This window comes from Lentzea sp. NPDC036955 (assembly GCF_055608005.1).
Genome location: NZ_JBVJRC010000001.1, coordinates 1,078,571 through 1,105,178 on the forward strand (window position 1 = coordinate 1,078,571; position 26,608 = coordinate 1,105,178).

At 70.1% G+C, this 26,608-nt stretch carries 30 protein-coding genes and 1 rRNA gene; 21 read left to right on the forward strand and 10 right to left on the reverse strand.

Annotated elements, in window-relative coordinates; translation table 11 throughout:
• Positions 1-39: 39 nt before the first annotated feature.
• Positions 40-585 (forward strand): DUF3000 domain-containing protein, encoded by a 546-nt coding sequence (locus ACZ7CF_RS04950; protein ID WP_229813237.1) that lies wholly within the window; start codon positions 40-42, stop codon positions 583-585.
• Between the two features lie 156 nt (positions 586-741).
• Here ACZ7CF_RS04950 and ACZ7CF_RS04955 read toward each other — a convergent pair whose 3' ends face one another.
• On the reverse strand, positions 742-1,848 hold the full coding sequence (locus ACZ7CF_RS04955) for a dipeptidase (protein WP_470368902.1): 1,107 nt from the start codon (positions 1,846-1,848) through the stop codon (positions 742-744).
• 294 nt (positions 1,849-2,142) lie between these two features.
• Here ACZ7CF_RS04955 and ACZ7CF_RS04960 point away from each other — a divergent pair, with 294 nt between their 5' ends.
• The 3 genes from ACZ7CF_RS04960 to ACZ7CF_RS04970 all read left to right on the forward strand — a co-directional run bounded on the left by ACZ7CF_RS04960 (position 2,143) and on the right by ACZ7CF_RS04970 (position 4,928).
• Positions 2,143-2,859, forward strand: a complete 717-nt coding sequence (locus ACZ7CF_RS04960; protein WP_015099292.1) for a response regulator — start codon at positions 2,143-2,145, stop codon at positions 2,857-2,859.
• 70 nt (positions 2,860-2,929) lie between these two features.
• Positions 2,930-4,186, forward strand: coding sequence for an HRDC domain-containing protein (locus tag ACZ7CF_RS04965; protein WP_470368860.1), 1,257 nt, complete (start codon positions 2,930-2,932; stop codon positions 4,184-4,186).
• Between the two features lie 202 nt (positions 4,187-4,388).
• Complete coding sequence (locus tag ACZ7CF_RS04970) at positions 4,389-4,928, forward strand: GNAT family N-acetyltransferase (protein ID WP_470368861.1); 540 nt, start codon at positions 4,389-4,391, stop codon at positions 4,926-4,928.
• A gap of 128 nt (positions 4,929-5,056) precedes the next feature.
• Here ACZ7CF_RS04970 and ACZ7CF_RS04975 read toward each other — a convergent pair whose 3' ends face one another.
• A complete protein-coding gene (locus tag ACZ7CF_RS04975) occupies positions 5,057-5,695 on the reverse strand; it encodes a MerR family transcriptional regulator (RefSeq protein WP_458433646.1) in 639 nt (212 codons plus the stop codon).
• Positions 5,696-5,754: 59 nt separating this feature from the next.
• Between ACZ7CF_RS04975 and ACZ7CF_RS04980 the strand changes: the two genes are divergently transcribed.
• From ACZ7CF_RS04980 to ACZ7CF_RS04995, 4 genes are read left to right on the forward strand one after another with little or no spacing between them, the layout of a single operon-like run.
• Positions 5,755-6,636, forward strand: a complete 882-nt coding sequence (locus tag ACZ7CF_RS04980; RefSeq protein WP_470368862.1) for a hypothetical protein — start codon at positions 5,755-5,757, stop codon at positions 6,634-6,636.
• Positions 6,633-7,082, forward strand: a complete 450-nt coding sequence (locus tag ACZ7CF_RS04985; RefSeq protein ID WP_470368863.1) for an ABA4-like family protein — start codon at positions 6,633-6,635, stop codon at positions 7,080-7,082. Before ACZ7CF_RS04980 ends, ACZ7CF_RS04985 begins: the two co-directional genes overlap by 4 nt.
• Positions 7,083-7,116: 34 nt before the next feature.
• Positions 7,117-8,388 carry a thiolase family protein gene (locus ACZ7CF_RS04990; protein WP_458433648.1) on the forward strand — a complete coding sequence of 424 codons (1,272 nt, stop codon included), beginning with the start codon at positions 7,117-7,119 and terminating at the stop codon, positions 8,386-8,388.
• Positions 8,385-10,493 carry a 3-hydroxyacyl-CoA dehydrogenase NAD-binding domain-containing protein gene (locus ACZ7CF_RS04995; RefSeq protein ID WP_470368864.1) on the forward strand — a complete coding sequence of 703 codons (2,109 nt, stop codon included), beginning with the start codon at positions 8,385-8,387 and terminating at the stop codon, positions 10,491-10,493. The genes ACZ7CF_RS04990 and ACZ7CF_RS04995 overlap by 4 nt, the downstream gene beginning before the upstream one ends.
• A gap of 45 nt (positions 10,494-10,538) precedes the next feature.
• On the opposite strand, the gene ACZ7CF_RS05000 is transcribed toward ACZ7CF_RS04995, so the two are convergent.
• The gene (locus ACZ7CF_RS05000) at positions 10,539-10,856 is read right to left on the reverse strand and encodes a hypothetical protein (RefSeq protein WP_360399174.1); all 318 of its coding nucleotides are present in this window, start codon (positions 10,854-10,856) and stop codon (positions 10,539-10,541) included.
• 59 nt (positions 10,857-10,915) lie between these two features.
• Here ACZ7CF_RS05000 and ACZ7CF_RS05005 point away from each other — a divergent pair, with 59 nt between their 5' ends.
• Positions 10,916-11,485, forward strand: coding sequence for an HAD domain-containing protein (locus ACZ7CF_RS05005; RefSeq protein WP_470368865.1), 570 nt, complete (start codon positions 10,916-10,918; stop codon positions 11,483-11,485).
• On the opposite strand, the gene ACZ7CF_RS05010 is transcribed toward ACZ7CF_RS05005, so the two are convergent.
• Genes ACZ7CF_RS05010 through ACZ7CF_RS05020 form a run of 3 tightly spaced genes read right to left on the reverse strand, consistent with a single transcriptional unit; the run spans position 11,436 to position 12,687 of the window.
• A complete protein-coding gene (locus ACZ7CF_RS05010; protein ID WP_470368866.1) occupies positions 11,436-11,942 on the reverse strand; it encodes a DUF2199 domain-containing protein in 507 nt (168 codons plus the stop codon). The two genes, ACZ7CF_RS05005 and ACZ7CF_RS05010, sit on opposite strands and share 50 nt — an antisense overlap.
• Positions 11,943-11,992: 50 nt before the next feature.
• Positions 11,993-12,403 carry a PIN domain-containing protein gene (locus ACZ7CF_RS05015; RefSeq protein ID WP_470368867.1) on the reverse strand — a complete coding sequence of 137 codons (411 nt, stop codon included), beginning with the start codon at positions 12,401-12,403 and terminating at the stop codon, positions 11,993-11,995.
• A complete protein-coding gene (locus tag ACZ7CF_RS05020; RefSeq protein WP_458433653.1) occupies positions 12,391-12,687 on the reverse strand; it encodes a type II toxin-antitoxin system Phd/YefM family antitoxin in 297 nt (98 codons plus the stop codon). The genes ACZ7CF_RS05015 and ACZ7CF_RS05020 overlap by 13 nt, the downstream gene beginning before the upstream one ends.
• 72 nt (positions 12,688-12,759) lie before the next feature.
• Here ACZ7CF_RS05020 and ACZ7CF_RS05025 point away from each other — a divergent pair, with 72 nt between their 5' ends.
• Together ACZ7CF_RS05025 and ACZ7CF_RS05030 are read left to right on the forward strand one after the other, a co-directional pair.
• Positions 12,760-13,479, forward strand: coding sequence for a DUF72 domain-containing protein (locus ACZ7CF_RS05025; protein WP_470368868.1), 720 nt, complete (start codon positions 12,760-12,762; stop codon positions 13,477-13,479).
• A complete protein-coding gene (locus tag ACZ7CF_RS05030) occupies positions 13,476-15,194 on the forward strand; it encodes a glycoside hydrolase family 5 protein (protein ID WP_470368869.1) in 1,719 nt (572 codons plus the stop codon). Before ACZ7CF_RS05025 ends, ACZ7CF_RS05030 begins: the two co-directional genes overlap by 4 nt.
• Here the strand turns inward: ACZ7CF_RS05030 and ACZ7CF_RS05035 are convergent.
• Positions 15,149-15,880 carry an arylamine N-acetyltransferase family protein gene (locus ACZ7CF_RS05035; RefSeq protein ID WP_458433658.1) on the reverse strand — a complete coding sequence of 244 codons (732 nt, stop codon included), beginning with the start codon at positions 15,878-15,880 and terminating at the stop codon, positions 15,149-15,151. The two genes, ACZ7CF_RS05030 and ACZ7CF_RS05035, sit on opposite strands and share 46 nt — an antisense overlap.
• Positions 15,881-15,897: 17 nt before the next feature.
• On the opposite strand from ACZ7CF_RS05035, the gene ACZ7CF_RS05040 reads away from it, so the two are divergent.
• The 4 genes from ACZ7CF_RS05040 (at position 15,898) to ACZ7CF_RS05055 (ending at position 20,820) form a co-directional block, all read left to right on the forward strand.
• Positions 15,898-16,707: a DUF72 domain-containing protein gene (locus tag ACZ7CF_RS05040; protein ID WP_360399204.1), complete on the forward strand. Its 810-nt coding sequence runs from the start codon at positions 15,898-15,900 to the stop codon at positions 16,705-16,707.
• A 40-nt stretch (positions 16,708-16,747) separates the two neighbouring features.
• Positions 16,748-17,104 (forward strand): peptidase inhibitor family I36 protein, encoded by a 357-nt coding sequence (locus ACZ7CF_RS05045; protein ID WP_470368870.1) that lies wholly within the window; start codon positions 16,748-16,750, stop codon positions 17,102-17,104.
• Positions 17,105-17,353: 249 nt separating this feature from the next.
• Positions 17,354-18,193: a metallophosphoesterase family protein gene (locus tag ACZ7CF_RS05050; RefSeq protein ID WP_470368871.1), complete on the forward strand. Its 840-nt coding sequence runs from the start codon at positions 17,354-17,356 to the stop codon at positions 18,191-18,193.
• A complete protein-coding gene (locus tag ACZ7CF_RS05055) occupies positions 18,190-20,820 on the forward strand; it encodes an AAA family ATPase (protein WP_470368872.1) in 2,631 nt (876 codons plus the stop codon). The genes ACZ7CF_RS05050 and ACZ7CF_RS05055 overlap by 4 nt, the downstream gene beginning before the upstream one ends.
• Before the next feature lie 23 nt (positions 20,821-20,843).
• On the opposite strand, the gene ACZ7CF_RS05060 is transcribed toward ACZ7CF_RS05055, so the two are convergent.
• Positions 20,844-21,290, reverse strand: a complete 447-nt coding sequence (locus ACZ7CF_RS05060; protein WP_470368873.1) for a very short patch repair endonuclease — start codon at positions 21,288-21,290, stop codon at positions 20,844-20,846.
• Between the two features lie 48 nt (positions 21,291-21,338).
• Here ACZ7CF_RS05060 and ACZ7CF_RS05065 point away from each other — a divergent pair, with 48 nt between their 5' ends.
• From ACZ7CF_RS05065 to ACZ7CF_RS05090, 6 genes are all read left to right on the forward strand, one after another.
• Positions 21,339-21,971 carry a hypothetical protein gene (locus ACZ7CF_RS05065; RefSeq protein WP_470368874.1) on the forward strand — a complete coding sequence of 211 codons (633 nt, stop codon included), beginning with the start codon at positions 21,339-21,341 and terminating at the stop codon, positions 21,969-21,971.
• Positions 21,972-22,019: 48 nt separating this feature from the next.
• A complete protein-coding gene (locus ACZ7CF_RS05070) occupies positions 22,020-22,925 on the forward strand; it encodes an XRE family transcriptional regulator (RefSeq protein WP_360399255.1) in 906 nt (301 codons plus the stop codon).
• A gap of 17 nt (positions 22,926-22,942) precedes the next feature.
• A complete protein-coding gene (locus ACZ7CF_RS05075; protein WP_470368875.1) occupies positions 22,943-23,791 on the forward strand; it encodes a hypothetical protein in 849 nt (282 codons plus the stop codon).
• Between the two features lie 9 nt (positions 23,792-23,800).
• Positions 23,801-24,061 carry a hypothetical protein gene (locus ACZ7CF_RS05080; protein ID WP_470368876.1) on the forward strand — a complete coding sequence of 87 codons (261 nt, stop codon included), beginning with the start codon at positions 23,801-23,803 and terminating at the stop codon, positions 24,059-24,061.
• A 68-nt stretch (positions 24,062-24,129) separates the two neighbouring features.
• On the forward strand, positions 24,130-25,065 hold the full coding sequence (locus ACZ7CF_RS05085; RefSeq protein ID WP_470368877.1) for a hypothetical protein: 936 nt from the start codon (positions 24,130-24,132) through the stop codon (positions 25,063-25,065).
• Between the two features lie 375 nt (positions 25,066-25,440).
• A complete protein-coding gene (locus ACZ7CF_RS05090) occupies positions 25,441-25,812 on the forward strand; it encodes a nucleotide pyrophosphohydrolase (protein WP_470368878.1) in 372 nt (123 codons plus the stop codon).
• 213 nt (positions 25,813-26,025) lie between these two features.
• On the opposite strand, the gene ACZ7CF_RS05095 is transcribed toward ACZ7CF_RS05090, so the two are convergent.
• Both ACZ7CF_RS05095 and rrf read right to left on the reverse strand, forming a co-directional pair.
• Entirely contained in the window at positions 26,026-26,190 is a 165-nt protein-coding gene (locus ACZ7CF_RS05095) for a hypothetical protein (protein WP_360399267.1), read from the reverse strand.
• 159 nt (positions 26,191-26,349) lie between these two features.
• Positions 26,350-26,466: ribosomal RNA gene (gene rrf, locus ACZ7CF_RS05100) — 5S ribosomal RNA — on the reverse strand.
• Between the last annotated feature and the right edge of the window lie 142 nt (positions 26,467-26,608).

The following is a 26,608-nucleotide window of genomic DNA, read 5'->3' on the forward strand; positions in this document are numbered from 1 at the left end:
CCGTCACTCGGTCGGTTTGCGAGGCATACAGTCAGTTGCGTGACCGAGCCGGAAATCTTCCGCCGGGCGGTGGGGACGCTCAAGTCGGTTCGCCACAGGCCCGAGATCGAACTCACCGAGGTTCGACCGCCGCAGCGGCTCGCGCCCTGGGCGTACGCGTTGACAGCGGAGGTCACCGGCCCGTCCGACGAGCTGTCGACGGGCAGGCTCGTGCTGCTGCACGACCCGGACGGCGACGAGGCGTGGGGTGGCGTGCTCCGCGTCGTCGCCTACGTGCGCGTGGAGCTCGACCACGAACTGGCGTCGGACCCGCTGCTGCCCGAGGTCGGGTGGTCGTGGCTGACGGAGGCGCTGGAGCAGTCGGGTGCCCGGTTCACCGCGCTGGGCGGCACCGTGACGCAGACGTCCTCGGCCCGCTTCGGCGACATCGCCGGCCCGGCCCGCACGGACGACCTGGAGCTGCGCGCCTCGTGGACCGCCCTCGACGGCGAGCTCGCCGAGCACGGCACCGCGTTCTACGAGCTGATGGCCACGGCCGTGGGCCTGCCCCCGGTCGGCGTGACCATGTTCGGTCAGCGCTCCTGACCTACCCGGTACACCACCCGACGTTCCCACCGATATATCAGCGCGCCCGCAGCACCCCTTGCAACTGGTCTTTTGCGGTCGTCGTCAAAAGACCAGTTGCAAAACAGCAGGTGAGCTAGCTGCATGCGGGCGAGGCGAGCTCGCCCGTTGCAACGATCAGTTGTCGGCGTCGTGCAACACACGCAGCACGTTCGCGCCGGCGAGCTTCGTGCAGTCGTCCTCGGACCAGCCCTTGTCGAGCAGCGCGCCGAGCAGGTTCGGGTACGTCGAGACGTCCTCGAGCCCCTGCGGGAGCGCCGTCACGCCGTCGTAGTCGCCGCCGAGGCCGAGGTGGTCGATGCCGACGACCTCGCGGGCGTGCTCCAGGTGCGTGACGACGTCGTCGAGCGTCGCGCCCGGCTTCGGGTGCTCCCGGACCCACTCCTCGCTGAACGTCTTGCGCTCGCCCATGTCGGCGTGGCTCGCGCCGGCGGCCGTCATCGCGTCACGAAGGGCTGCGTCCCATTCAGCGACACGGGGCGACACGAAGTCCGGAACGAATGTGATCATGGCCACACCGCCGTTGTCCCTGAGCTTCACGAGGACGTCGTCCGGGATGTTGCGCGGGTGGTCCGCGACGTGGCGGCACGACGAGTGGCTGAAGATGACGGGCTTGACGCTCGTGTCGAGCGCCGCGTGCATCGTGCTGGGCGCGACGTGGCTGAGGTCGACAAGCATGCCGATGCGGTTCATCTCGCGCACGACCGCACGGCCGAACTCGGTCAGCCCGCCGTGTTCCGGCTGGTCAGTGGCACTGTCAGCCCACGGCGTGTTGTCGTTGTGGGTGAGCGTCATGTACCGGACACCCAGGCGGCGCAGTGCGCGCAGGACGCCGAGTGAAGAGTTGATGGAATGTCCGCCCTCAGCCCCGAGGAGTGACGCGACACGCCCGGAGGAGAAAACTTTTTCGGCCTCGGCCGCGGTGGTCGCGATCCCGAGGTGGCCGGCATACCGCTCCGCCAGCTCGTAGACGAGCTCGACCTGCTCCAGCACGGCGGTCACAGCTCCGTCGCCGGCGAGCCTGCCGGGAATCCAAACGGACCAGAACTGCACGCCCAGACCGCCCTCGCGCATTTTCACGAGGTCCGTGTGCAGGTCCGGATGACGTTCGGTCAGATCGATCTTGGCGGCGGTCGTGAAGACGTCCTCGCCGGTTCCCTCGCCGAACTCGCGCAGTGCCCACGGGAGGTCGTTGTGGCCGTCGACGAGGGGCACACGCTGCAGCAATGCCCGCGCTCGTTCACGACCGGCAGAACTCGGCACAACCAACTCCTAGATGTCGTTCCGGAAGGGGTCCGCGTTACACCCCCTATCCAGTTGTCATCCAATCGTGTGACACATGAGGCCATCTGTCACAACTCAATAGGGATAGATACCCGATTGATCGTCCCGTAGACCCGCATGGGCGGCTACGCTGCCCCAGACGACACCACTTTCGGTCGATCAGTGGCGCGGCTGATTGGACGAAAGTCTCCGGTGCCGGTCGGGGGGCACGACCGACTCCAGGGAGGTAGTGACGTGGCTGCCGTCGGCTTAGGTCAGGCCGTTCGTACCACGCCAGCCGGCTCGTTGCCGGCGAACATGGTCCCGCACCCGCGGGAAGAGCTTTTTTCAGTGCTGGTGGTCGACGACCACCCACTGCTGAGGGAGGCGATATCAGCTCGGCTCACCCAAATGGGAGCCGGGACAGTGCATGAGGCCGCATCGGTGGCAGAGGCTCGGGCGCGGGCACTTGCAACCGGACCGTGCGACCTCGCGATCCTCGATCTGGGCCTGCCGGATGGCACCGGCATCGACCTGGTCACGGAGCTCCGTGCCCAGGGCTGGCCCCGCATCGTGGTCCTCGCATCCTCCGACGACCCCTACGCGGTCAGGTCGGCCTTCCAGGCGGGCGCCCAGGCGTACCTCCTGAAGTCCGCCTCTCCGATGGTGGTCACCGACGGGGTGCGCAGGGTTCTCGACGGCGGCGTTTACGCAGATCCGAGCGTGGCACCAGTACTCGCAGCGGGTACTCGGGTGCCGGGCACCGACAACACGCCGCGGGAACTCTCCGCACGTGAGGTCGAGGTGCTCCAGCTGGTCGCCGATGGCCAGAGCAACAAGGAGATCGGCGAGGCTCTGAGCCTGTCCGCGTTGACGGTGAAGTCTCACCTGTCGCGGATCGGCCGGAAGCTGGGCACCGGGGATCGCGCTCAGATGGTCGCGCTGGCCATGCGTGCCGGCGTGATCCGTTAGACACCGGTTTGAAGCACTGAACCGGCCGAGAACACCTGTGAGTGGTGCGATCGTCGTAGGGTCTTCCGCTGTGGATGTACCCGCCGACGAGCCAACCGCACCAGCCGGACCCGGTCCGGTACCGCTGACGGAGCCTGCTGATGGGGTTCCGCCGGTGGTCGCCGATCCTTCTGCGCTCCGGCGAGCCGCTGACGCGCTCGCCGGGGCGGAGGGCCCGGTCGCGGTGGACACCGAGCGAGCCTCGGGCTACCGCTACTCACAGCGTGCCTATCTGGTGCAACTGCGCCGGGAAGGCGCCGGCACCTGGTTGGTCGACCCGATCGCCCTCGGCGGACGGCTCGACCCCCTGGTGGAGGCGTTGGAGGGCACCGAGTGGGTGTTGCACGCAGCGTCCCAGGACCTGCCGTGCCTCGCCGAGCTCGGGCTCCGACCTGGCGTGCTGTTCGACACCGAGCTGGCGGGCAGGCTGGCTGGGTTCGAACGCGTGGCATTGGGCACGCTGGTCGAGCGGCTGCTCGGCTATCGGCTGGAGAAGGGGCACGGCGCGGCCGACTGGTCGCGCCGCCCCCTTCCTGCCGACTGGCTGACGTACGCCGCTCTGGACGTGGAGCTGCTCGTGCAGCTGCGCAACGTTCTCGAAGCCGAGCTGGAGCGCCAGGGCAAGCTCGCCTGGGCGCTCGAGGAGTTCGAGGCGGTACGGACGGCGCCGTTGCCGCGCCCCCGTACCGACCCCTGGCGGCGCACGTCGGGCATCCACCGCGTGCGCAACCAGCGCCAGCTCGCGCTGGTCCGCGCGTTGTGGGAAGCCCGCGACGCCGTGGCCCGCGAACGCGACATCGCTCCAGGCCGAGTCCTCCCGGACTCCGCCCTCATGGAAGCCGCCGCCCGCAACCCCGCATCGGAAGCCGAACTGCTCGCGCTCCCGGTGTTCCGCGGCCGTGCCCAGCGCCGGATGTCCGGCACCTGGATGAACGCCCTGCGACGCGCCTCGGCGCTGTCCAAGGCGGAGCTCCCCGAACCCGCCGGCCAGCACGACGGCCCTCCCCCACCCAACCGCTGGGCGGACAAGGACCCGGACGCCGCGGCCCGGCTCGCCGCCGCCCGCGCGGCACTCGCGACCATCGCCGAGGCCAACACCCTGCCGGTGGAGAACCTGCTGCTGCCCGACCTGGTGCGCCGCACCTGCTGGCAGCCGCCCGCCGACCTGTCCCCCGAGTCCGTGGCCGCCGTGCTGCGCGAGGGAGGGGCGCGGTCGTGGCAGGTCGGGCTGACCCTCGAAGCCCTGGCGAAGGCCCTCACCGCGACAGCACCCCCGCCGGCGTCCTGACCATCCTGTCGCCGGGACGGGCCGGCTGCGCACGAAGTACTGCCGCAGCTGGCCCGCCCCGGTCTTTGCTCGACCCGCCCGCAGCCAGTCAGGCATGCACCTCACCCGATATATCAGTTCTGAGCTGCCACTGACCTGCACTTTTGCAATGACTCTTTGGACGACGACCGCAAAAGACCCGTTGCAAGGGGTGTGGTCAGGGATGATCAGCCGCGTGACGAAGGACGGCAGCTCGCAGGTCGGCGCGGAGATTCGCACGGGTCGGCTGGACCTGGTGCCGTTGCGCGTCGAGCACGCCGCGGAGATGGCCGAGGTGCTGGCGGACCCGGCGCTGCACGCGTTCATCGGCGGAACCCCGTACGCACCGGACGAGCTTGCTGCGCGGTACCGGCGGCTGGTCGCGGGATCGCCCGATCCGGACGTGCGGTGGCTGAACTGGGTGATCCGGCTGCGTGAGACCGGCGAACTCACCGGCACCGCCCAGGCGACGGTCACCGCGGCCGACGCGACAGCCGAGATCGCCTGGGTGGTCGGCACGCCGTGGCAGGGCCGTGGCATCGCGAGCGAGGCAGCGCGCGGACTCGTCGAGTGGCTGCGCACGCAGCCGGTGCGGACCGTCGTCGCGCACGTCCACCCCGAGCACCACGCGTCGGCCAAGGTGGCTGCGTCGGCCGGGCTGACCGCCACCGGCGAGCTGCACGACGGCGAGGTCCGCTGGCAGCTACTTCTGCAGTCACGCTGACACCCTTGCAATGAGTCTTTTGACGACGTCCGCAAAAGACTCATTGCAAGGGTGCAGGTCAGCGGCGTCCGGGCTGGATGCGTAGCTGCGTGGGCAACTGATATATCGGCTGCGCGAGCTACCGGAGCTCAGCCGTCGAAGCCGTCGCCGATCACCTCGCGGGACACCTGCACGTGCGCGAGCCGGCGCACCGCCTTGATCACGGCGTCGCCGATGAGGGTGCCCACGACCATCGCCTCGATGACCGCGTCGGAGGAGCCGCGTCGCGCGATGTACTCGAGGTCGGCCCGTGCGATGAGCCGCATCCCCTCCAGGTAGGGGTCGAGCAGCTCCTCGAAGTGGTCGTGCCCGACCGACCGGGCCGCGGACAGGGCGGCGGCGAGCATGCGGGTCACGTTGCTCTCCGCGACGTCGGCGCACTCCGTCTCGCCGTGCCGTGCGAAGAACGACTGGACGTCCCGCACCGCGAGTGGGTCCAGCTCGACCGAACCCGGCTGACTGATGGCCTCCTGCACGGCGCCGAGCTTGTTGTGCAGTGAGTCGTCACGGGTGTCGACCGCGGCGAGCACCTCCCGCACGGCCGCGATGGAGAGGCCGCCGACGTCGACCAGCGCCCGCACCAGCCGGAGCCTGCGGAGGTGCTCCTCGTCGTAGTGCGCCTGGTTCGGGCTGGTCAGCACGCCGGCCGGCAGCAGTCCCTCACGCAGGTAGTACTTGATCGTCGGTACCGGGACGCCACTTCGCTTCGCAAGCTCGCCAACACGCATATGGATAGTGTAACTTCCGGATAGCAGACAGTATCGCTATCCATTCAGGGGGCAGAGAGATGACTCGCACGTGGCACCGACCGTTAGTCCTGTTCGGCTGGTCGATGGTGGTCCTGGTCCCGGTGGCGCTCCTCGGGCTCCTGCTCGACGACCGCACGGTCGTGAACTCGCCGATCTGGCTCAAGCCGCTCAAGTTCGCCGTGTCGCTGTCGATCTACGCGTTCACGCTCGCCTGGCTGCTCACCTACCTGAAGCGGTTCCAGCGCGTCGGCTGGTGGGCGGGCACCGTGCTCGCGGTCGCCGGCGCCGCCGAGATGGTCGTGATCGTCGGTCAGGTCGTGCGCGGCAAGCGCAGCCACTTCAACTTCGAGACGCCGCTCGACGCGGCCCTGTTCTCGATCATGGGCTCGACGATCGTCGTGCTCTGGGTGACGCACGCGATCGTCGCGGTCCTGCTGTGGCGCACCGAGATCGAGAACAGGGCGCTCGCGTGGTCGATCCGGCTCGGGCTGGTCATCTCGTTCCTGGGCCTCGGCGTCGGCTTCCTGATGACGCAGCCGAAGCCCGGCCAGGCGCTCGACGGTGACACGCTCGGCGCCCACACGGTCGGCGCGCCCGACGGCGGTGCGTACATGGCGCTCACCGGTTGGAGCACCGAGCACGGCGACCTGCGCGTCGGGCACTTCGTCGGCATGCACGCGCTGCAAGTGCTGCCGGTGGTCGTCGCCCTGCTCGGGCGCCGTGCCAACGCCCGGTTCGCCTGGGTCGCGAGCGGGTCGTTCCTGGGGGTCTTCCTGCTCGTGACGTGGCAGGCGCTGCGCGGTCAGTCACTGGTCCAGCCCGACGGCACGACACTGCTCGCGCTCGCCGGGATCATCGTCGCGACCGCACTGGGTGTGGTGTGGGCGCGTGCACCGAAGAAGGAGCTCGTTCCCGCATGACCGCCACGCTGTTCGACCTGACGTTCCTGGTGGCCGCGCCGTTCTGGGCGCTCATGATCTTCGCGCCGAAGTGGTCTTGGACGCGGCGGATCGCCGAGTCGTACCTGATCGTGCTGCCCGCGGTCCTGATCTACGTGGTGCTGGTCGTCCCGGAGCTGCCCGAGGTCCTGCCGCTGGTCACGCGGCCGGAGATCGGACCGCTGGCGGCGTACCTGGCCACGGACGTCGGCACGGCGGTCGTGTGGGCGCACATGCTCGCGTGGGACCTGTTCGTCGGGCGCTGGATGTACCTCGAAAGCCGCCGTCTGGACATCAACCCGCTGATCATGGCACCCGTTCTGGTGATCACGATCCTGCTGGCCCCGGTCGGGTTGCCGCTCTTCCTCGTCGTCCGCAAGGTGTGTGACACAACGAACAGGGGCACCACGGTGGTTACCGGCCAGTAACTAGGGCTAGAGTTGGCGTTACCGACCGGTAGGGATGTCGCGCACCCCCGCCGGAGTGGACAGAGTTGTCACCACAAGTGGAGGAGACGCCGTGGCCGCACCAGCAGCGCCGGCACGCGTTCGGAACGTGGTCTTCGTCGACGGCGTCCGCACGCCGTTCGGCAAGGCCGGCCCCAAGGGGATTTTCGCCGAGACCCGTGCCGACGACCTCGTCGTCAAGGTCATCCGTGAGCTGCTGCGCAGGCACCCCGAGCTGCCGCCGGAGCGCGTCGACGAGGTCGCCATCGCCGCGACCACGCAGACCGGTGACCAGGGCCTGACGATCGGCCGGACCGCGGCGCTGCTCGCGGGCCTGCCGAAGTCGGTGCCCGGCTACGCGATCGACCGCATGTGCGCGGGTGCGATGACCGCCGTCACCACGGCGGCCAGCGGCATCGCGTTCGGCGCCTACGACGTCGTCATCGCCGGCGGTGTCGAGCACATGGGCCGCCACCCGATGGGTGAGGGCGTCGACCCGAACCCGCGCTTCCTGTCGGACAAGATCGTCGACCCGAGCGCGCTGGTCATGGGCCAGACCGCGGAGAACCTGCACGACCGGTTCCCGGAGATCACCAAGGACCGTGCGGACGCCTACGCCGCCGCCTCGCAGGCCAAGTACGCGGCCGCGCTGGCCGCGGGCAAGATCGGCCCCGAGCTGGTGCCGGTCGCGACCCGGTCCGCCGAGCACGGCTGGGGCCTCGCGACGGCCGACGAGCCGCCGCGTCCGGGCACCACGGTCGAGGACCTCGGCAAGCTCAAGACGCCGTTCCGCCCGCACGGCCGGGTCACCGCGGGCAACGCGGCCGGCCTGAACGACGGCGCGACCGGCGCGATCCTGGCCGAGGAGGAGACCGCCCGCGAGCTCGGCCTGCCGATCGGCATGCGCCTGGTGGGCTACGCGTTCCAGGGCGTCGACCCGTCGGTCATGGGCGTCGGCCCGGTGCCCGCCACCGAGCGCGCGCTGTCCCGCGCGGGCCTGTCCATCGAGGACATCGGCCTGTTCGAGATCAACGAGGCGTTCGCCGTGCAGGTGCTGGCGTTCCTCGACCACTTCAAGATCGCCGACGACGACCCGCGCGTGAACCAGTGGGGCGGCGCCATCGCGACCGGCCACCCGCTGGCCTCGTCCGGCGTGCGCCTGATGACGCAGCTGTCGCGTCAGTTCGCCGAGCGGCCGGACGTCCGCTACGGCCTCACCACCATGTGCATCGGCATCGGCATGGGTGGAACGGTCATCTGGGAGAACCCGAACTGGAGTGGCAAGTGACCATCACCGCTGAGGAAGCAAAGGCGATCTTCCCCGACGAGGTCGTCACCCACGCCAAGACGCGTCTGATCACCGTGCCCGGCCTCGACAAGCCGGTCGCGTTCATCACGATCGACAACGGCTTGGACCACACCCGTCCGTCGACGTTCGGCCCGCAGTCGCTCGTCTCCCTGGGCGCGGCGTTCGACGAGGCCTACGCGGCCTCCCCCGCCGCCATCGCGGTGACCGGCAAGCCGTTCATCTTCGCCGTCGGCGCGGACCTGTCCGCCGTCGAGCAGGCGTCGGACCGCTCGCAGGGCGTGGCCATCGGCAAGCTGGGCCACGACGTCTTCAAGAAGTTCACCGACTCGGACATCCCGACCTTCGCCTTCGTCAACGGCGCGGTCATGGGCGGTGGCCTCGAGCTCGCGCTGTCGTGCCACTACCGCACGCTCGCGTCGAACGCGGCGGCGATCGCGCTGCCCGAGGTGTTCCTGGGCCTGTTCCCCGGCTGGGGCGGCACGCAGCTGCTGCCGAACCTGATCGGCGCCAACGACGCCGTGACGGTGATCTTCGAGAACGCGTTGAACCAGAACAAGATGCTCAGGCCGGCCGACGCGCTGAAGCTGGGCATCGCAGACGTCCTGTTCGACTCCGCGGACTACCTGGAGCAGTCGCTGCTGTGGCTGTCCGGTGTCGTGCGCGGTGAGATCACGGTGCCGCGCAAGGAGATCGACCGCGGCGAGGCGTGGGACGCCGCCGTCGCGCGGGCCAAGGCCATCGTCCACGGCAAGACCAAGGGCGCGGCCCCCGGTGCGGAGAAGGCGCTGGAACTGCTGGAGCTGGCGCGCGAGAACGACCTGGAGAAGGGCTACGCCGCCGAGACCGAGGGCCTCGCGGACCTCGTCATGAGCGACGAGCTGCGCGCGGGCCTGTACTCGTTCAACCTGGTGCAGAAGCGGGCCAAGCGCCCGGCCGGCGCACCGGACAAGTCGCTGGCGCGCAAGGTCACCAAGGTCGGTGTCGTCGGCGCGGGCCTGATGGCCTCGCAGATGGCGCTGCTGTTCATCCGCCGCCTGCACGTGCCGGTCGTGCTGACCGACATCGACCAGGCGCGCGTGGACAAGGGCATCGGCTACGTGCACGCCGAGATCGACAAGCTCGCGGGCAAGGGCCGGATCTCGCCGGACGAGGCGAACCGCCTCAAGGCGCTGGTGTCCGGTTCGCTCGACAAGGCCGCGTTCGCCGACGCCGACTTCGTCATCGAGGCCGTCTTCGAGGACCTCGCCGTGAAGCAGCAGGTGTTCGCCGAGGTCGAGGAGCACGTCTCCGCCGAGGCGATCCTGGCCACGAACACGTCGTCGCTGTCGATCACGGACATGGCGTCGAAGCTCAAGCACCCCGAGCGGGTCGTGGGCTTCCACTTCTTCAACCCGGTCGCGGTCATGCCGCTGCTGGAGATCGTGCGCGCCGAGCAGACCGACGACGCCACGCTGGCCACGGCGTTCGCGGTCGGCAAGCAGCTCAAGAAGTCCTCGGTGCTCGTGAAGGACGCGCCCGCGTTCGTCGTGAACCGCCTGCTGACCCGCTTCATGGGCGAGGTCATCAAGTCGGTCGACGAGGGCACGTCGTTCGAGGTCGCCGACAAGGCCACCGAACCGCTGGGCCTGCCGATGTCGCCGATGATCCTGCTGCAGCTGGTCGGTTCCGCCGTCGCGCTGCACGTGTCGGAGACGATGCACGGCGCGTTCCCCGACCGCTTCTCGGTGTCGGAGAACATGAAGAAGTTCGTCGCCGCGGGCAAGGGCGCCGTCTGGCAGTGGGACTCCTCCGGCAACCAGACCGTCGACCCCGAGGTCCTGGCGCTGTGGGAGTTCGGCTCCTCCCCGCTCACGGGCGAAGAGGTCAAGACGCGCGCGCTGGAGGCGCTGGCCGAGGAGATCCGGATCATGCTCGACGAGGGCGTGGTCGCGGAGGCGCAGGACATCGACCTGTGCATGATCCTCGGCGCCGGGTGGCCGTTCTGGCTGGGCGGCATCACGCCGTACCTGGACCGCACCGGCATCTCGGAGAAGGTGACCGGCAAGCGGTTCCTGGCTCCCGGCGTGGCCTCCGTCCCCGCCTAGTCGCTGCACGGTGAAGCCCGGCTCCCCTTCCGCGGGGGCCGGGCTTCACTCCGTTTCGGGCCGGTAATGCTCCACGCTGCCGTCCGGCCGGATGAAATAGGCGTCGATGTTCGTGGCCCGCAACGTCACCTCGGACCCCGCCACCAGGTCCCGGTACCGCAGCAGGTCCGGCAGGCCGAGCGCGACGACGTCGAACGGGTGCTTCTGCCGCAGCATCAACGCCCTGCGCAACGCCTCGCTGAACGCCCTTCGCGGCGAGCCGTCCTCCTCGGGAACCTCCACCAGCGCACCGTCGAGCTGCCGTTCGAGCGCGGCCCGCACGTGGGCCGCCGTCCCCGATGTCACGATCTCCGCGAGAGTCATGTGACCCGTATCGGGATGATTCGCGGGATCATTAGCGTTCGGGATGTTTCGATCACGTCATGTTTCCGCGACCCGCAATCCTGGTCGACGTCGACGGGCCGCTGAACCCGTACGCGGCGAAACCGACCCGCCGTCCCGCCGGCTACCACACCCATCGCCTGCGCCCCGCAGGTTTCCGCCGCCCGCTGCGGGTGTGGCTCGACCCGTCGCACGGGCCGTGGCTGCTCTCACTGGCCGCCGCGACCGGCGCGGACCTGGTGTGGGCGACGACGTGGGAACACGAGGCGAACGAGTTCATCGGGCCCCGGCTGGGCCTGCCCGAGCTGGAGTGGATCGACTTCGGCGGCCGCGGGTCGGAGCACCACGACGGTCGGCACGGCAAGGTCCCGGCGATCACGGCGTGGGCCGGTGAACGGCAGATCGCGTGGCTGGACGACGAGTTCCAGCGGCGGGACGCCGAATGGGCGGCGGCACGACCCGGCACGCTGCTGGTGCCGGTCTCCGCGCGGACCGGCATCGGGATCGGCCACCTGGAGCAGGTGCTGGCGTTCCTGACCGGCAGCACCGAAACCACCGGTGTCACCGGTGCAGGGCGAACTCCGCGAACTCCTGGACGCGCGCGACGGTGATGCCCTCGCGCTGCTCCACCGTGAGCGGGTGGTCGGTGGGTTCCAGCTCGATGATCGGCCGGATGCCGCGCTCCTGCGTGTGCAGGTTGGTCTTGAGGTTGAGCGTCGTCGGCTCGTAACCGGGCAGGGCCACCGACAACCAGCCGAAGTACGGCGGCTCGTGCACACGGCCGGGGTCGTCGAACACCTCGCCCATGCGCGCGAAGTTGTCCTTCGACAACGACACCCAGGCGCCCCACTCGAAGTTCTCGTCGGCGTCACGCACCGGCAGCACGATGCGGCCGCGCACGAAGAAGTGCTCGTTGTCGATCACGCACATCTCGTCGCCCAGGACGTTGCCAGGTTTTCCCGCGAGCTCATCGGACCAGTAGGCCGGCGCGGCCAGCAGCTGAGCGAACGGCAGACCGCCGTGTTCCTGACCGCAGCAGGTGCAGGTGAAGCCCTTCGTGACCGACATGCGGGCAGCTTAGAGGGGAACGTTGCGTCTCAAACGGTTTTTGGCGATGTTCAGGCCTGGCGCACCGGCACGACCTCGACGAGGCGGTCCAGGTCCGCGAAGTCCTTGACGTTCATGGTCAGCACCGGCATCCCCGCGGCGGCCGCGGTCGCCGCGATCTGCAGGTCCATGCGCCGCGGCCGGGGTGAGCGCCCCGCCCTGCGCACCAGCGACGCCATCTGCCCGTAGAGCTTGGCCTCCTCCATGCCGAACGGCAGCACCTCGAACTGCTGCTGCGCGGCGTAGAACCGCTCGGTGCGCGCGAACCGCTCCACCGGGTCGTCGGTGTCGAGCCCGAACGCCAGCTCCGCGATCGTGACGGCGCTCAGGAACGGCTGCGCCTGCACGTACGGCCCCAGGTCGACGTGCTCAAGGCGGATCACCACACCCGTGTCGAGCAGGGCCCGGTTCACCTCTGCCACGGGTCGTCCGCCGGGTCGTCCTCACCGAAGACCTCGTCGGCCGCACGCCGATCGGCCTCCCAGCGCTCCGCGTCCACCGGCGGCAGCTGCCGGAACGCGTCCTGCACGGCACCGAGCCGCACCCGCGGCTGCTCGTGCCACCTCACGTCGACCCGGTACGGCGACAGCTGGGCGACCGGCTTGTTGTTGCGGGTGACGACGAAGCTCTCCCCCGCCTCGACCCGCCGCATGATCTCCGCGTTGTCGTTGCGGAGCTGCCGTTGTCCGATAGCAGTGGGCGACATAGCACCAACGTAGCACTTCTGCCCAAAAAGCGCTACGGAGTAGCTACAGCCCGCTGCGGTTACCCCACCTCCGTGATCAGAATCGGCACGTCGGGCTGGCGCTACCCCGAGTGGCGCGACGGCTTCTACCGCGGCATCCCCCAACGCCTGTGGCTGACCCACCTGGCCTCCCACGTCGCCACGATCGAGGTCAACAGCTCCTTCTACCGCTTCCAGCCACCCGCCTACTACCGCAAGTGGGCCACCGAGACCCCGACCGGCTTCACGTTCGCCGTGAAGGGCCCGAAGCTGATCACGCACGACAAACGCCTGCGCCACACCGAGGACGCGCTCAAGGCGTTCACCGACACCCTCGCCCTCGGCGACAAGCAGGGCCCGCTCATCTGGCAGCTGCCACCGTCCCTGCGCTTCGACCGCGGCCTGCTCCAGGACTTCCTCGCTGCGCTGCCACCGGGCCGGCACGCCCTCGAACCGCGCCACGAGTCGTTCCGCACCGACGCCTACTTCGACCTCCTGCACGCGCACAACATCGCCCACGTGGTGTCGGACGCGCCGACGTTCCCGTGCATCGAGGCCGTGACCGCGGACTTCGCCTACGTGCGGCTGCACGGGCACGACGAGCTGTACATCAGCTCCTACAGCGAGGAGCAGCTCGACGAGTGGGCGCGCAAGGTCGAGGAGTGGGACCGCGACACCTACGTGTACTTCGACAACACGATGCACGGCGCCGCGCCTTACAACGCACTCGCTCTGGCGCAACGTCTCGGAACGCCGATACCGTCACATATGTGAAACCAATTCGCGTCTTGGCTCCCCTGCTCCTGGCCGCGAGTCTCGTGGCGCCCGTTCAGGCACAAGCGGACGAAGCGACCTGGACCGGTCCCCTCAGCACCAGGGGCCGGTGGATCGTCGACGCCCACGGTGACCGCTTCAAGCTCAGGTCCGGCAACTGGCACGGGGCCAGCGGCACCTGGAACGGCTCCGGTGACATCAACGACCCCACCACCCACCACGCGGGCGAGAAGGCCGACCAGGTCCCGCTCGGCCTCGACCGCGCGACGATGGCCACGATCGTCAGCGGTTTCAAGGAGATCGGCGTCAACAGCGTCCGGTTGCCGTTCTCCAACCAGATGATCAAGGACACCCGTCCCGTCAGCGGTCTGAAGGACGCGCAGCTCAACGGCAAGACGCCCCTGCAGGTCTACGACGCCGTGGTCGCCGAGCTGACGCGCAACGACCTCGCCGTCATCCTCAACAACCACACCACCACGTCGCGGTGGTGCTGCGGGGTCGACGGCAACGAGCGGTGGAACACCAGCCAGAGCACGGACCAGTGGATCACCGACTGGGCGTTCATGGCCAACCGCTACAAGGACGACAAACGGGTCGTGGGCGCCGATCTGTACAACGAGGTGCGCCGCAACGTCTGGGACGACCCGAACTGGGGCTGGGGCAACGACCACGACTGGCACAAGGCCGCGCAGCAGGCTGCGGACCGCATCCAGCAGACCGCCCCGGACCTGCTGGTGATCGTCGAGGGCATCAACTGGACCGGCATCCCGGTCGACGGCTTCGCACACGGACGGCCGACGCTGGAGCCCGCCCGGTTCCTCAGCCACACGCTCGCGAACCCCGAGAAGCTCGTGTACTCCGCCCACTTCTACGGCTACACCGGACCGAACCACAGCGGTGCCACCGGAATCGGCGAGACGACCGACCCGCGGTACCAGGACCTCTCACCGCAGGAGCACGTCAACGTCCTGCAACGGCAGGCCTTCTTCATCACCGAGGCGCAGAAGCACTTCACCGCGCCGTTGTGGGTCAGCGAGTTCGGCGTCGGTGGCCGGGAGGAGTCGAACCCCAGGGCACGCGACTGGTTCGAGCGGTTCGTGGACCACCTCGTGGCCACCGACACGGACTTCGCCTACTGGCCGCTGGTCGGGTTCCACGACAACCGGCGCGGCAACGGATGGGCGTTGCTGCACTGGGACGCCAACGGCAACCGCATGGGCGTCAACGACGGTGACGACTGGCGCGCGTCCGCGTGGAACCGGCTCGTCACCGCGCCGAGCCGCAGCGGGCAGGTCCCGCGCGAGACCCGCTGGAACCAGCTCGTCAAGGAGTCCTGCCCGCAGAGCCAGAAGCTCGTCGGCATCAGCCACACCGGCAACCGCGGCCTGTGCGTGAGCGGTCCACAGTGGAGCGCGACCACGCGCGTCACCGACGAGCGGCACGTCACGAACGACTGGGCCGCCGGCTACACGAAGCTCCAGTGCCCGCAGGGCGGCGCCGCCGTCGGGTACGCGAACTTCACGCTGGTCTGCGCGCCCGTGGCGCAGGGCACGAGCACGCGCGTGCTGTGGTTCGACCGCGGTGACAACCGGCCGGACCAGGGCGGTGACTGGGCGAACGGGCACTACAAGGGGCAGTGCGCCCAGGACGAGCACATCGCCGGTGTCGCCTACGACTGGCGCAGGACGCCGGACGCGCTGCTCTGCCGGAAGTGAAGCCCGAAGTTCTCCAGGAATGCGGCTGCGGGGTCGTCCACCGGCGAGTCGACCCGGCAGCCGCGGGTGGTCACCACGAGCTTCTGGTCCGTCTGCGTCTTGCGCCCGTGCGGTGTCAGGACCGTCGCCCGCGGCGCGACCCGGAAGTGCGACTCCGGCGCGGTCTGCTGCCACCAGCAGGCCGGCACGAACTCGGCCAGCTCGCGCGGCCGGCGTTCGACCCGGTAGCGCAGCCGGTCCTCCTCGTACACGTCCACGTCGTCACCGTGGTCGACCAGGCGGTAGAGCCCGTGCGGGTCCTGCTGCTCCTCGCGCGAGTCCCACCGCAACGGGTGCAGCGTGAACGCGCCGAAGCCGACGTCGCACAGCCACTCGTGGTCCACCAGCAGCGTCAGGTGGCCGAACGGCGGCCCGAGCTCCTCACCGCCGAAGACCCGCACGGCCAGCAGGTCGACGTGATGTCCCAGGTGTCGCAACAGCTCCGCGAACAACCCGTTGAGCTCGTAGCAGAACCCGCCCCGCCGCTGCACCACGACCTTGTCGTACAGCCACGGGATCTCCAGCACGATCCGGATGTCCATGTGCGTGTAGAGGTTCTCGAACGGAACGCTGCGCAGGTGCGACTCCTGCAGCTGCGCCAGCGACGAGTCCCGCGAGGCACCGATGCGCTGTAGGTAGGCGTCCACCGTGTCACGATAGCCGCATGGGTGAGGTGAGGATCGGTACTTCGGGATGGGTCTACCCGCCCTGGCGCGGCAAGTTCTACCCCAAGGGCGTCACGCAGAAGCGCGAGCTGGCCTACCTGAGCGAGAGGCTCGGCTCGGTGGAGGTCAACGGCTCCTTCTACTCGCTGCAACGCCCGTCCAGCTACCAGCGGTGGGCCGCGGAGACGCCGGACGACTTCGTGTTCGCCGTCAAGGGCAGCCGGTTCATCACGCACATGAAGCGGCTCAAGGACGGCAACGACCTGCTCGCCAACTACCTGGCGTCCGGAGTCCTCGCGCTCGGGCCCAAGCTCGGCCCGGTCCTCTGGCAGCTGCCGCCCACGCTGCGCTACGACGCCGAGCTGCTGACGCACTTCTTCGCGGCCCTGCCCCGCACCACCGCCGAGGCAGCGGAGGTCGCGCAGCGGCACGACCACCGCGTCGACCCGGCGCACACCACCACCGACGCCGACCGGCCGATGCGGTACGCGCTGGAGATCCGCCACGACAGCTACGCCACGCCGGAGTTCCTCGACCTGCTGCGCCGCCACGACATCGCGCTCGTGATCGCCGACGCGGCCGGCAGGTACCCGTTGATCGAGGAGGTCACCGCCGGCTTCACCTACGTCCGGCTGCACGGCCACGACGAGCTCTACGTCAGCGGCTACACCGACGAGGGCCTCGACGAGTGGGCGGAGAAGATCAGGAAGTGGCGGGAGCACGGCGACGTGTTCGTCTACTTCGACAACGACGCGAAGGCGTACGCGCCGCGGGACGCGATGGCGCTTCAAGATCGGCTGGCCGACTGAGCCGAATGGCCGCACACTCTTTCCCGACGGAGGTGCGCCCATGTCGACGAAGAGCCTCATCGCCGCCCTGGCGGTCACTGCGGGCGCGGTTGCCTCCAGTGGGATCGCTGTAGCGCAGAGTGACAAGTCCTGTGACAAGGGCGAGTTCTGCGTGTGGGCGGGGGCGGACTACACGGGGACGGTCCAGCGCCTCGACCTGGAGACCGCGAACCCCGGCGAGTGCATCACGCTGAACGTGGTCGGCCGGTCCTTCGCCAACCGCCTGAGCAGGGACGCGAGCGTCTACCAGCGGGAGAACTGCTCGACCGAGGCCGAGTTCACCACGTACCCGAAGCACGGCACCTACGTGCCGGACGCGTACTTCGTCATCCGGGCGGTCGAGGTGTGGGGGCCTTGATCAGCCCGAGGTACTTTAGTCACCCTGGGTAACACCACTCGATCGTGTGAGTACCCGCCAGTAGGCCTTATTTGATGCCTAAGTTGCCGCCCTATCGAGTGGTGGCAGCTGGAGGAAACGTGACCGTGGCGGGTGAAGCCGGGTTGCTCGAACCGATGGCCGGCCGACTGGCCCGAGACGACCTCACCTCACGTGCTGGAGCCCACCCCGACCCCGTCCGGCATGATCGACCTCCCCTGAAGGCATCCGGTGAAACTGCTGCTGTTCGCGGACCTGCACCTGGACACGCGCTTCGCGAGCGCCGGTCCGGCGCGGCGCCAGGCGTTGCGCGACACGTTGGGCCACATCGTCGAGCTCGCGGAGACCGAGTCGGTCGACGCGGTGCTGTGCGCGGGCGACCTGTACGAGCACGACCGCCGCTCCCCCGGCACCGCGGCGTTCCTGCGCGGTGCGTTCGACTGCTCGGTGCCGGTCTACCTGGCACCGGGCAACGACGACTGGTACGGCGCGGAGTCGGTCTACCAGCAGGTGGACTGGACGCCCAACGTGCACGTGTTCACCTCCGGCCGCTTCACCCCGGTGGCGCTGGCCGACGGCGTGACGCTGTGGGGCGCCGCGCACGTCGGTCCCGGTCCGACGCGCGACCTGCTGGAGGGCTTCACGGTCAACCGGTCCGGCGTGAACCTGGCGCTGTGCCACGGTTCCACGCCCGGTGACGTCGCGATCACCGGGCTGGACCACGCGTTCCTCGGGCACGTGCACACACCCGAGCACGCCACCCGCCACACCTTCCCTGGCAACCCGGACCCGTTGACGCCGGGCGAGACCGGTGAACGCGGCGCGGTGATGTGCACCGTGCACGACGACGGCACGGTGTCGCGCGAGGTGTTCGACGTGTCGGCGTCGCGGTCGCTCGGGCTGCCGGCGGAGGCGTCCGAGGCGTTCCCGTCGCTGGACTTCGACTCCGTTGCCGCCGAACGGACCGTGCGCGGCCAGTTCGTGCGCGACGTGCTGGCGGACCCCGCCCTGGACGTGGCGTTGCGCAGCCGTGTGCTGATGACCGGCTTGCGCGCCCTGGAGGAACGATGAGGATCGAGTCGGTCACCGCGCACGCCTTCGGGCCGCTGCACGACCGCACGCTGCCGCTCGCACCGGGCATGACCGTGGTGTCGGGCGTGAACGAGTCGGCGAAGTCGTCGTGGCACGCGGCGATCCGCGCGGCCCTGTGCGGGTCGCCGGCCGCACGCCACCGCCCCTGGGAGGGCGAGTCGTGGCGGGTCGCGGCGACCGTGGCGCTGGAGTCCGGTGAGACGCTGACCGTGGACCGCGACCTGAACGACGACAGCGCGCTCGACGTCGCACGCCGGGTGGGCATGGACCGCAGCTCGTTCGCCGCGACCGCGTGCGTCGACCAGGCGCAGCTGCTGTCCGTGCTGGACTCGGCCGACGGCCTGCAGGAGCACCTGCGCCGGGCCGCCGCCACCGCGGGCACGGACGGGACCGTCGAGCAGGCGCTGGAACGGCTCGTCGTGCCCGCCGAGGCCTTGCAGAAGGCCCGCAACCGCTTGCGGGAGGCCCAGACCGACCTCGCCGTGGCCCGCCGCGAGCACACCCGGTACGTGGAGCTGAGCGCTCGGGCCCGGCAGGCTTGCGCGGCACGCGCCCGCGTGACCGTGCAGGAGCACGCCGCCGAGCTGAAGGCGCTGGCCGCGCGGATCGCCCGTGTCCGCGAGCTGCAGGACCGCTTCGGCGACTCGCCGCCGTCCGGTCTGGCCGCCCAGGAGGAGCTCGCCGCCGCGGTGAACCGGGCGATGGCCGCGTGGCGCGCCGCACCGGCACCGCGGGCGCTGACCGGTCCGTCCGCCGCCACGCTGGAGGACGAGCTGGAGGCGTTGCCGGCGCGCCCGGACGGCGAGACGGCCGTCGACGACGAGCTGCGCGTGGTCGCCGGTGCGTACGAGGTGGCCGCCGCGGTCGCCGCCGCGCACCAGGAACGCCACCCGGCCGTCACCACCACCGCCACCCCCGATCAGCTGCGCGGGCTGGCCACGCGCATCGACCCCGCGAGCGGCGCCCGGCTCACGACGGCGTCACTCGCGGTGGACACGGCCCGGCAGGTGCAGGAGGGGGCGTCGGCCGGCGCGGCGCGTGCCCAGGTCGAGGCGGATGTGGCGGCCGCGCACGTGCAGGAGATCGCGATGCCGAACCCGTTCCTGCGCAACGCTCTTGTCGCGTTGAGCTGCCTGACGCTGCTGGTCGCCCTGCTGCTCGTCGTCATCGGTCAGCCCCTGGCGGCGGCGGGCGTCCTGGTGGCGGCCGTCGTGGCCGGTGTCGGCGGTTTCCTGTCCCGTGGCGACGCACCGGCCCGTGAGGCGGCGGTCGCCTTCGCCGCCGAGCGCGCGTCCGCGGTTTCCGAGGCCCGCGCCGCGTTGTTCACCGCCGACCGCGCCCTCGCCGAGGCCGAGGGTCAGCGCGGCGTCGCGCTGGAGGCCGTGCGCCTGCACGACGACGCCGCGGCCGAGTGCGCCGCACTGGGTGTCCCCGCGGACCGCGAGACGTTGTGGCGCTTGGCGAACCGCGCCGTGTGGGAGGCCGAGCACGCCGACCTGCTCACCGAGGTGGCCCGCACCGAGGAGGCCGTCCGCGCGGAGCTGGGCGCCCGCGGCAAGGTCGAGCCGGCGATGTCCGTGCCCGACCTGCTGGTGGACTACGAGACCGACTGCAAGGTCCGCTCCCGCCAGGCGCTGCTGGCCGCCCAACGCCCCCTGCTGGCCGCGGCGCTGGAGGACCGCCGCGTCGCGGAGGCCACCGTCGCCGAGGCCGTGGCGGCCCGCTCGAACGCCCTGGACCTGCTCCGCGCCGCCGTGCAGGCGATCGGCGGCTCCGGCGAGCGCCCGGAGGACCTGCTGCGCGCCATCGCCGACTGGCAACGCGGCTGGGACCGCCTGCTGCGCGAGGCCGAGGACGAGCGCAACGCCTGGGCCGAGCTCACCACCCTGCTCGCCGCCGAGAGCCTGGACGACATGGAGACCTCCCTGTCGGCGGCCCAGTCCCTGCACGCGACCCTGCTCGAAGCCGCCCGCCGCTACGCCGCCTGCGGCCCGGTCGACCCGGCACTGGCCGCCTCGGCGGACTCCCTCGCCGCCACTGTGACCGAGCTGGCGCGCACCCTGCCCAGCGTCCCGGAAGCCGAGGAGGCCGTGCAGGCGGCGAGCTCCACCGTCGCCGAGATCACCGCCGAGGTCGAGGCCGTCACCCTCGCGTTGCAGTACCTGACCGCGGCCCGCGACAAGGTCCACAGCACCATCGCACCGGCCCTGGAGGACACGCTCCGCACCTGGCTGCCGACCGTGACCGGGGGCCGCTACGTCGACGCCGCCGTGGACTCCGCCTCGCTGACCGTGCGGGTGCGCGCGGCCTCGGAGTCGTGGCACCAGGCCTCCCGCCTGTCCCTGGGCACGGCGGAGCAGGTCTACCTGCTGCTGCGGGTCGCACTGGCCCAGCACCTGGCCACCGAACCGTGCCCGCTGCTGCTCGACGACGTGACCGTGCAGGCTGACGACACCCGCACGCGTGCGGTGCTGGACCTGCTGCTGCGGTTGTCGGTAGACCGGCAGATCGTGGTGTTCGCCCAGGAGACGGCGGTGGTGGAGTGGGCCCGGGAACGGCTGGGTGACCGCGACGTGCTGCACCAGCTGACGCCGGTGGCCGCCTGACCCGCCCGGTGCGCCCTGGGCGGTCATGCGTTCCGTCGTGCGGCGACAAGAGCGGCGACGCGGTCCGCCGCCTCTTCCGGGTCCTCGTGCTCCCACACGCGGACGACGAGCCAGCCGGCGGAGGCGAGCTGCGCGTCGGTGTCGCGGTCCCGCACGACCACGCCGTGCAGCTTGACCTGCCACCACTCGCGGTTGGCCTTGGGCACCCGGCCGTGTTCCGGGCACGAGTGCCAGAAGCACCCGTCGACGAGCAACGCGATCCTGGCGCCCCGCAGCAGCACGTCGACGCGTCGGCGCCGGCTGGTGCCCGGCGCGGCGACATCGACTAGGTACCTCAGCCCGCGCCGGTGCAGCGCCCGCCGGACGGCGAGCTCCGGAGCGGTGCCCGTCCGGCGGGTCCGGCGCATGATGTGCGACGTCGCCTCCGAAGTGGCGGACGGGGCCGGACCAGCGTCGACGTAGCGGTACACGACGTGCAGTGTCCCGAAATTGTCAGACCCCGGCGCTACCGTCGTCCCATGACCAACGCCGCCTTCCGCAAGCTCACCCCCACCGCCGACGAGCGGCTGGCCGAGCTGGGCCTGCGCCTCGCGGTCCTGGACCGCGCCATCACCGCCGGCATCGACGCGCGCGCCGCGTCGCCCCCGTTCGGGCCGACGAACGCGCCGGGGCTGCTCGACTGGATCCACCGGGTCGGCACGCTGCGGCAGCTGCTGGCGGCGGAGGGCTGGGAGCGGCTCGACCAGTGGAACGCGGGCCTGGTCAAGCACCCGTCGCGGCCGATCCTGCTCGGCGCGATGCAGGGCAACCGCGGCACGGGGTCACCGGACGCGCCGTTGCGCAGCGACTACGCGAAGGGGCCCGCGATCGCGGCGATGATGCGCGACAACGACCACGACCAGTTCGCGTTGTTCGAGAGCGCGCGCAACGAGGGTCTGAAGCTGTGGTTCCTGGTCACCTACCCGCTGCAGCTGGAGGACCGGCTCGTGGTGCTGCGCGAGGTGTCGCAGCCCGAGCCGACGCCGCAGAACCAGGTGATCGACCGGTGGGCGCACCGCATCCCGCTGCCGCCGATGGAGTTCCCACAGCTCAAGGCTCCCAACGTCGACGGACCCGAGGAGGTGGACTTCTCCGTCGCGTTCCGCCGATAGCCGCCCCGCGTGGCACCACGCTGAGCGAGCGGTGAGAATGACCGGATCATGTTCACGCCGTCGCGACTCACGCTCGCCCGCACCCGGCGCGGTCTCACCGCGGCCGAGCTGGCGCGCAAGGCAGGGCTGACGACGAGCGCGGTCATCGAGTACGAGCGCGGGCAGCGCAGGCCGGCGCCGGCCACGCGGGAGGTGCTCGCGACGGCGCTCGGGTTCCCGGCGACGTTCCTGAGCGCGCCCGAGCCGGCGTTGCCGCAGTCGATCAGCACGACGCGGCCGGAAGCGGTGTGCGTGGCGCAGCTGGCGATCGAGTTCAGCGGGTGGCTGGAGCGCATGTTCGTGCTGCCGCAGCCGAACCTGCCGCGGCCGCGGACCGGTCCGGGTGAGGTGCGCCGGCAGTGGCGGATGAGCACCGGGCCTGCGCCGAACATGGTGCAGCTGCTGGAGTTCCACGGTGTGCGGGTGTTCTCGGTGGACTGCCCGGACGTCGGCGCGTTCTCGTGCTGGCACAACGGGACGCCGTACGTGTTCCTCAGCCCGGCGACGACGGCGGAGCGGGCGCGGTTCGACGCGGCGGCGGAGCTGGGGACGTTGCTCGGGCACGAGGACGCGCGGGAGTTCGCCGCGGAGTTCCTGCTGCCCGCCGGTCAGCTGCAGGGAACGCACCACCGGCACTGGCACGTGGACAAGAAGACGTTCGACGAGCGTGCGCGTGGCGTCGCCACCGTGCCGGCCGAGACGGAGGGCATGCCGCGGCGGGAGACGTCGAAGCTGCTCACCAAGGTGTTCCGGGCGTTGCGGGAGAACGGCACGACGCCGCACCAGGTGGCACGCGAGCTGACGCTGGGGTTGGAGGACCTCAACGGGCTCGTGGTCGGGTTGGTGCTGACCGCGTTGCCGGGTGGCGGAGAACCGGGACCGGTGCGCCGGGCACGCCTTACCCTGGTGCACTGACACGCCTGGGGGAAGCAATGCTGACGTTCCTGCGGTACCTGGTGGCCGCACCGCTGCTCGTCGCCAGTGCCGCGGGGGTGCCGATCGCCTGTCAGCTGCTGTCCGCGTACACGTTGCGGCGGTGGCGGGACACCCCGTTCGACGTCGGCGCGGAGCTGACCGAGCGGCTCACCGAGTACGACGGGTTCTGGCCGATCCCGCTGGCGCTGGTGCTGTTCGTGGTGTTGTGGCGGACGACGACGGTGTGGCCGCGGATCGCGTTGCTGCCGTCGGGGTGCATCGCGGTCGGCGGGCTGATCACCGCGGGGTTCACCGAGCTGCTGAGCACGGTCGCGACGCTGGCGGCGCCGTTGGTGGCGTGGACGCTGGCGTGGCTGGCGGCGCGGGTCGTGTCGCGGCCGGTCACCGGTGACGTGCGGCGGTCACCGGCCGAGGTCGGCGTGCGGCTGCGCGGTGGTGGGCGGCTGCGGGTGCAGTCGCGGCGGCTGCTGCTCGACAAGCTGCCGGCGCCGGTGCACGCGGCGGCCACGGTCAACCGGGTCGCGCTGCGGTTCGACCGGATCACCCACGTCGAGGTGGGGGACGTGCTGACGCCCGCGGTGTGGCGGTTCGCCAACTCCAGCGAGCTCACGGTCACGCCCGGCCCGGTGCTGCGGATCATCGGGGGCGGCCAGGAGTGGTTGCTGCCGTGCGACAACGCGGAGGAGCTGCGTCGCCTGGTCACCGAGCGCGCGGCGGTGCGCGCGCAGGCCGACCCGCGCCCGCCGCTGGAGAGCAGTCGGTGGGACCTGGCGAAGCCGCTGTGGAGCTTGAATGGCGACCCGGCCCAGCGCAACACGCAGAAGGTGCAGAACGGCCAGCACTAGTTGCTGGTGATGAGTGCCCTCACGACGGCGATGGCGTTGTTCTCGGTGTACCGCGTCTTCACCACGAGCTGGGGTTATCTGATCGGCGTGGCCTTGTTCGGCGGCATCGGCTACGGGACCGCCCGCGCCTGGTGGAGCTTCGTCACGAGCCAGCGGCTCGCCGAGGAGAACCCGCGCTCGCCTCTCGCCGACGACCCCGATCCCCGTCACCTTCCGGTCACCGGCTGGAGTTCTTCGCCGGTTACGTTAGGCCATATGAGCGATCTGTGAAACGCATCTCCCGGCTTTCCCGACACTCAGAGTGACGAGCGCACTGAGTCGGGAGGATGCCCGTGACGATGCAGCAACGCACAGAACCGTCGCCCGCCGCAGTCTTGATCGCCGTCGCTGTGCTCGCGCTGGTTCTGACCGTTGCCTTCGGCCCGCTGGGCTTCGTCATCGGTCTCGCACTGTTCGCGCTGATGTTCGTCGGCACGAAGAAGGGCTCGGTCGAGCCGATCGTGCCGACGCGCACCCGTTCCCGCATCCGCCGCCTGTCCACGGCGGGCCGGGTCGCGATCGTCGGGGAGGCGCACCACCAGGACGCCATCACCGAGGTGGCGCGGAACAACTCCGCGTTCGCCCCCGATCCGGCCGTGCCCAGCCTGGGCAGCCTCGACGTCGGCATCCCCGCGACCGCGGTGCTCGTGCCGGAGCCGGCCGACCGCCACGACGAGCACGCCGTGCGGGTCGACCTGCTGCGCGGTGACGGTTCGGCGGTGACCGCCGGCTACCTGCGCACCGACCACGCGTACACCTACTACCCGCTGCTGCTCCAGCTCGCCGAACGCGGCGAGGTCGGCTCCTGCCCGGCCCGGATCATGGGCCAGCGGTACCTCGGCGTGCACCTGCACTTGGGCGACGCGCGGCTGTTGCTGCTCGACCACGAGGCGCTCGGCACCGCGCCGACATTGCCGGCCGAGAAGCAGATCGGCATCACGGACGAAGAAGCCCACCAGTACGTGCTGCACCGGGTGGTCAACGGCCGCACGCCCGTCCACGTCATCGCCGAGCTCCGCGACTGCCGCATCGCCAAGGGAACGCACACGGGCGAGCACACGCTCGAAGTGCTCCTCGAAGGTGAACGCATCGGCCAGCTCTCCCACACCACCGGTCTGCGCTACTACGAGATGGTGCAGAGGTGGCGAGCCCGGACCGGGCGCGCGCTCTGCGAAGCGATCATCGTCAACGAGGGCACGCGCGGCCTTCACGCGAAGCTGTTGCTGCCCAGGTAGTCCGCAAACGTTCGCGATTCCCGGCCGAGCACCCTCCGCACACCATCCGACAGATGCGCTTCCACACCGGGGTCCTGCACGGCAGCTTCGAACGGGTCTCCGCCAGCTGAGCCGGGTTGTCCGGCGGCACGACGTGCACCGCGGTCGTGCCTTCGAGCGCCGGCTCCCAGGTGTCCGGAGTGGACCAGTCGAACCGCGTAGCTGACGACCGCGACGCGGGCTTGGCGGCCGGTCTTGCCGGTAGCTCCGAGCACGAGAACGGATGTGTTGATCGTCGATGTTGACATGACTCAGAGCTGATCAACGTTGATGTGGACACTCCATGCTCCGTCAACCTGTGTACTTGCTCGTCAGTCCACGTGGTAGTCAATGGTCATGAGTCAGCGTGATCTCGTGGACCTGAGGGACGCCTTGCGCGCGTTCGCCGCCGCCCGTGACTGGGACAGCTACCACACGCCGAAGAACCTGGTGATGGCGTTGTCCGCAGAGGTCGGCGAGCTGACCGACCTCTTCCAGTGGCTGACGCCGGAGGAGGCGAAGGACGCGATGAGCAATCCGCAGCTCGCCTGGAACGTGCGCGACGAGCTCGCGGACGTCATGCACTACTTGACGCGGCTGGCGGACAAGCTCGGCGTCGACCTCGTCGAGGCCGCGTTCGCGAAGATCGAGCGCAACGAGCGGCGGTTCCCCACCGGAAGCCTGGTTCCTGTTCCCGTGGACGACAACGTCGAGCAGGGTGAGCGTTGAGCCGGTAGGTCCTGCGGTTGGTCTGTTGATGGGCGAAGCGCCGTTCTCCGTGCGGTACCTCTGCGGCGTCGCGCGGAAGAACGGCGCCCCCGTGTTCAGCGCCGACAGGAGGACCTGGGCTCCGCGGCCACCACGTGGCGCGGTTCCCAGGGTTCTGACGCCGACCGCCGGCCCGCGTGGTGAGGCCGATGCGCTCGACGCGCTGCAGTCCCGCTAGAGGTACGTCAGCAGGAGGAGGATCAGGCACACCAGCAGCACGACGCCGAGCACTGCGGGCAGGAGTGACTGCGAGGACGGCGCGGGTTCGCGGGCGTGCCTGCCCCGCCTCCTGCGCGCTCGCCACCGCAAAGGTGCCTCCCCTGCCCACTGACCGTTCATGGCGATCACGGTAAGGACGGACGACCTGGGCCTGACGGCCGTCACCCGCTCGCCTGGAGCACATCACCCGGTCGGCCGCGCACTGCGCCGGCATTCCGCGGGGACACGAAAAAGCCCTGCGGGGAGCGCTTGTGGCGCTCAACCCGCAGGGCAAATTAAGTTCGGCGGCGACCTACTCTCCCACACCGTAACCAGTGCAGTACCATCGGCGCAGAAGGGCTTAACTACCGGGTTCGGAATGGGACCGGGTGTTTCCCCAACGCTATAACCACCGAAACACTATGAAATTACAACCAGCAACCCTGCAAGGGTCGCGATCGGTCCTGGTTGTTCTTCCAGAACCGCACAGTGGATGCGTAGCGTCTTCGTAACAAGTCCTCGGCCTATTAGTACCAGTCAGCTCCAACCGTTACCGGTC